Annotated in this window: 4 protein-coding genes; 1 reads left to right on the plus strand and 3 read right to left on the minus strand. The window is 51.6% G+C overall.

The genetic code is table 11. The features are described from left to right. Nucleotides 1-267: 267 nt before the first annotated feature. Nucleotides 268-2,487, plus strand: a complete 2,220-nt coding sequence (locus tag ACREAY_RS10155) for a hypothetical protein (RefSeq protein ID WP_431755661.1) — start codon at nucleotides 268-270, stop codon at nucleotides 2,485-2,487. Between the two features lie 141 nt (nucleotides 2,488-2,628). Here ACREAY_RS10155 and ACREAY_RS10160 read toward each other — a convergent pair whose 3' ends face one another. The 3 genes from ACREAY_RS10160 to ACREAY_RS10170 form a co-directional block, all read right to left on the minus strand. Further along, the gene (locus ACREAY_RS10160; protein WP_431755662.1) at nucleotides 2,629-2,973 is read right to left on the minus strand and encodes a hypothetical protein; all 345 of its coding nucleotides are present in this window, start codon (nucleotides 2,971-2,973) and stop codon (nucleotides 2,629-2,631) included. A 94-nt stretch (nucleotides 2,974-3,067) separates the two neighbouring features. After that, nucleotides 3,068-3,712, minus strand: a complete 645-nt coding sequence (locus ACREAY_RS10165) for a hypothetical protein (protein ID WP_431755663.1) — start codon at nucleotides 3,710-3,712, stop codon at nucleotides 3,068-3,070. Nucleotides 3,713-3,778: 66 nt separating this feature from the next. After that, on the minus strand, nucleotides 3,779-3,904 hold the full coding sequence (locus ACREAY_RS10170) for a hypothetical protein (protein ID WP_431755664.1): 126 nt from the start codon (nucleotides 3,902-3,904) through the stop codon (nucleotides 3,779-3,781). Between the last annotated feature and the right edge of the window lie 443 nt (nucleotides 3,905-4,347).

Raw genomic sequence — 4,347 nt, forward strand, 5'->3', positions numbered from 1 at the left:
GATCAAGGAAGACTTGGAGACGGCAAGGGCGGTCGTGACGCCCGAATTCCCGGTTGCAGCCATAGTGGCGTCACTTGGCATAGCCGGAACGATAGCATACGGCAGGCTCCGGGGCTCTGGCAAGAGGGCCTGAGCCTTCCTCTTTTTTTACAAAAAATATTTTCGCTCCGGGCTGAAACGCCGCAAGTTTCGCCAAGCTGCTGTGATGATTCCAATACCTGAAAATCGGTTCTTAGCTTTATAAGCGCAAAAAAGTTGCGCACCTTCATGCATGCTACAACACTAGGGGTTGTCATAGCAGCCATGCTTGTCTTATCTATCGCCTCGATGGCGGTGGCTGCCCAGCCCTCATTCGCCCAGACTGAGACCAAGGGAGATTCTTGGAACTCGATAAACACTACACTCGGAGATGTGGAAAAGACGTTTGCCGCCGACAAGGTAGGCGCCCTGACCAAGCTTGACTCTGCCAAGAGCAAGTACGACAGCGTATTCAAGCAGGCCGCAGCCGACCGCGACGGCGCGACTGCGCAGCTGGTCGACACTGCATTTGCTGACATGCGTGCGGCGGTTGAAAACAACAGCACCAAAATCGTTGTCGTGCATAACAAGCAGATCATCGACAAGACGATCTACAAGATTGCGTTTATGAATATCGAGCACAGCCTTGATGAGGCCCAGAGCTCTTCTTTCCTGAGGGATTCAATGGTGGCTGAGGCCGGAGAGTGGTACACTGTCATGACAAAGAAGTTCAAGTACGACCAGACTCCCTCAGAGTCGTCCCAGGCAATGGCCGCGCTCCAGGCTGACCCGGGCAAGATAGGCGAGCTGTCGCCTGCCATAATCGACGGGCTGAAGGCGCAGTTCCTGCTAAAGGTCAAGGAGGAAATTACGGAAGCCATTGGAGCCCTTGAAAAGACTCCTGCAGACACCGCCAGCGCGCAAAAGTTTGCAATAGAGGGCATTTCGTACTATCGCACGATCCAGCCTGACGCCAAGGCAAAACTCGGAGAAGAGTCTGAAGCCGAGCTGTTCCACGAGCTTGAGGAGCACCTGGAGGCGTCGGCGGCAGGCGACCTTGCAGCAGCGCAGCACGCAGCTGACGAGGCAAACGCCCTCCTGGTTACGTACGAGGGCGGGGAGGCGACAGGCATTGGTGCAGCCATCGGCAGGATGACTGACATGCTCCACCTGGTTGACGAGGAGTACGGCGCAGCAGTCGCCAATGGCCAGATAATCGACCAGCAGGAATACGACGAGGCAATCCTGTTCCTGGAGCGGGCCAACGAGGCATTTGCCGAGGGCAAGACTGCAATGCTGGCAGTCGCCCAACACGAAACTGAAGAAGTAGAGGCGGGCCTTGCCACCCTGGCGACGCTTATAGAAGACAAGGCCGACCCTGCAGAGGTAAAGGCTACCGTCGAGCAGACCCTGCACGAGCTGGAAGAGATCCAGGCAGCGGCAGGCAACTCTGCCGAGTTTGTGGCCAACATCGAGTTCATCAGGGGCCACCTTGAAAAGGCAATAGAGAACAAGAATGCCGGCAACATCGAGCTGGCAATAGCTCACTCGGGCCACCCGGTAGACGAGATCTACTCGCTTGTCGAAGGCGACATTTCAAGCAAGGACGACGCGCTCAACACCGAGCTAAAGGGCGCGCTGACTGCGCTTGCAAACCAGGCCAACACGGCTTCTGCAGCAGAGTTTGAAGATTCCGTCAATGCCATCCTGCCGATGCTTGACGGGGCAGTGGAGGCAGTGGCTGGCGACGAAGCCAGCGACCCTGCCCTCTGGGCACAGGCAATCGTGCTGCTCCTTGAAACTGCAAACCTCGAATACAGCGAAGCAGTGGAAGGCGGCGAGATCGTGGAAATGATAGAGTACCAGGACGCGACCGCGTTCATACACCGCGCAGAAGTGGCGTTTGAAGCGATAAAGGCCGACATGCCCGAGCACGAGGCCGAGGAGGTGGAAGAGTTCTTTGCAGAGCTGAACTCGCTCACCGCGTCCAACGCGAGTCCTGACAAGATCGCGACCATCATAGGCGGCATCAACCACGAGTTTGCCGAAGTGTTTGGCCTTGAGGAGGCCGAGCAAGAGCTTGACGGCTGGGGCTACATCGACAGGATCCGCGAACTACTCGACGAGTCACTTGAGCAGTACGAGGCCGGCAACACTCAGGAAGCCCGCGCTCTTGCGGTTGAAGCCTACCTTGACAATTACGAGTTCATCGAGGCCGACATCGCAGTAGAGGACAAGGGCCTCATGGAGCAGATCGAAGTCGACATGAGGATCGAGCTGGTCAAGATGATCGACGAAGGCAAGCCCGCTTCTGAAGTCGCAGCCCACGTCGAGCAGATCAAGGAAGACTTGGAGACGGCAAGGGCGGTCGTGACGCCCGAATTCCCGGTTGCAGCCATAGTGGCGTCACTTGGCATAGCCGGAACGATAGCGTACGGCAGGCTCCGGGGCTCTGGCAAGAGGGCCTGAGCCTTCCTCTTTTTTCTTTTTTTAAAACGGCAACATTGCAAAAAGCATCAAAACAACCGCTGCTGCAAACGCAATCGCGATCAAGCCCTTGACGGCGAGGCTAACGTACACACTTAGCAAAGTAAAGTCGAGTATAAAAAACTAGGATTGGCCGATGCCGGCTGCACGCACGTCGTTCTTTTCAAACTGGAGCAGGATCTGGTCCCGGGAGAGGTTGAACTCCATAGACTTGACCTTGCTCCTGTAATATACTACCTTTTTGCCCTTGCCGTCAAGGTCGATCTTTTCCACGAACAGTATGCCGACGTCCTGCAGTTTCTTGACTTTTTTGTAAGTCGAGCTGAGCGGCAGTGAATTATCAAAGGAAAGCTGCGCGGCCGTCTTGGCGCTGTCGATGGTCGACATGACTATCCTGTGCGAGACGCCGTCGGCCAGCTCCTGCAGGAGGGGCATGGCAGAATGGCTTTCATATGAGAGCGTGTTCATTGTCAATTAGGTATGCCTAATTAGGTTAACCTAATAGGACATATTTAAACGGTCTTTGGGGTTCTGTTAAGTTGACGGGTCATGGAAAAGGCTGTTAACTATCTGGTCCTGGCGCCTTCTTTTTTACAAATTTTCCATCCGCTATATCATAATACTTAAACATAGAAAAGAGACCCTCGGCAACGCCGCAAAATTTGTTTAATACGCGAAGAGCGTCTGCCTGACCATCTCCACTAGTCTTGAAATGAACGTATTTGTTACGAATATCATACATCTCATGCAGCACACCTTTACTATCTTTGTCTATGAGACCAAGCTCGTTAAGAAATTCCAAGAGTTTTCTGAAAGGTATGTCATATAATGCGGTTTTTTCCTCTTGCGATAATTCTTTACCATTTACCACTATCTTAGAGAAATCGACAAAGTCATAGCATATTCGCTCCGCCATCGTTCCACATAATGCTATTGTAGATGTGTAGAATTGCAGCTGGTAGGTCATTACGGCCTCCCCAATTAAATCCGCAAATTTTCCTTCTGCTTGAATTAGTCCGAATCCGTCAATTTGCTTGCGCCTAGCCAAAATACCCGCAGAATCGGATTGTATGCCCTGTATCACTCCATCCACTTCAGATTTACAAAGATCCCTTCCATTGTCTTTAAGGAATTGTTCCAAGTCAGCACGTTTATTCAAGATAAATGCCCGAACTGTGCCGGGACCAAAATTTACTGGCTTTGCCATTGGCAACTAATCAGGAATATCCCAGCTACTTTAGCTCTTGGTTTGTTGATGCTTTCTGTATTACTGTCATCCATTGTTTACGCCTTCAATCTTTATGCCAGCAAGCTCGGCGGCCGTCTTTCCTTCCCGCCCCTCATGCTCCCTAAAGTAGTTGTGGTAGAGCTGGTAACCGGGTAGAATTGCAGTATCCATTTTTTCAGTCCGCGCATCACTTTTTCGCGATCTCTGATCTCGCCATTCATCCTCTTTATTTTGTTGTTATTTCTGTCGCCTTGATGTACATGCCTAGTTTGCTTGGTTATCGCTCCTGTAGCAGGTCGTTTGATCAACAGATTGTTCAATAGAACTTGAAAAAACTTTAATTGCGTCGCATGATCTGACTTGTTTAGTGGCTACTTTCGCGTACACTACGTAACTGTCGTGGTTGTATATTGGCGAATGTAGCATTTGCTCTAGTTAATTTCAATGTCTGAAATCGCTTTTGCGTCTGCCGCATTCTGCCTGCGAATATGGGCGCCAGGACAAATGGAAAATGGGAAAGGTCAAAATCATAAAGAAAAGGAAAGTGACGGATTACACGTTTGTAGACGAGGATCTTGATTTGGACAGGCCATCAAACGAGAAAGGAGGGGCAC

The organism is Nitrososphaera sp. (assembly GCF_050748925.1).
Lineage (GTDB): Archaea > Thermoproteota > Nitrososphaeria > Nitrososphaerales > Nitrososphaeraceae > Nitrososphaera.

What these genes read in the sequence shown, in the direction of transcription:
- ACREAY_RS10155 (WP_431755661.1), top strand. Translation starts at nt 268, where the DNA reads ATGCATGCTACAACACTAGGGGTTGTCATAGCAGCCATGCTTGTCTTA.
- ACREAY_RS10160 (WP_431755662.1), bottom strand. Translation starts at nt 2,973, where the DNA reads ATGAACACGCTCTCATATGAAAGCCATTCTGCCATGCCCCTCCTGCAG.
- ACREAY_RS10165 (WP_431755663.1), bottom strand. Translation starts at nt 3,712, where the DNA reads ATGGCAAAGCCAGTAAATTTTGGTCCCGGCACAGTTCGGGCATTTATC.
- ACREAY_RS10170 (WP_431755664.1), bottom strand. Translation starts at nt 3,904, where the DNA reads ATGGATACTGCAATTCTACCCGGTTACCAGCTCTACCACAACTACTTT.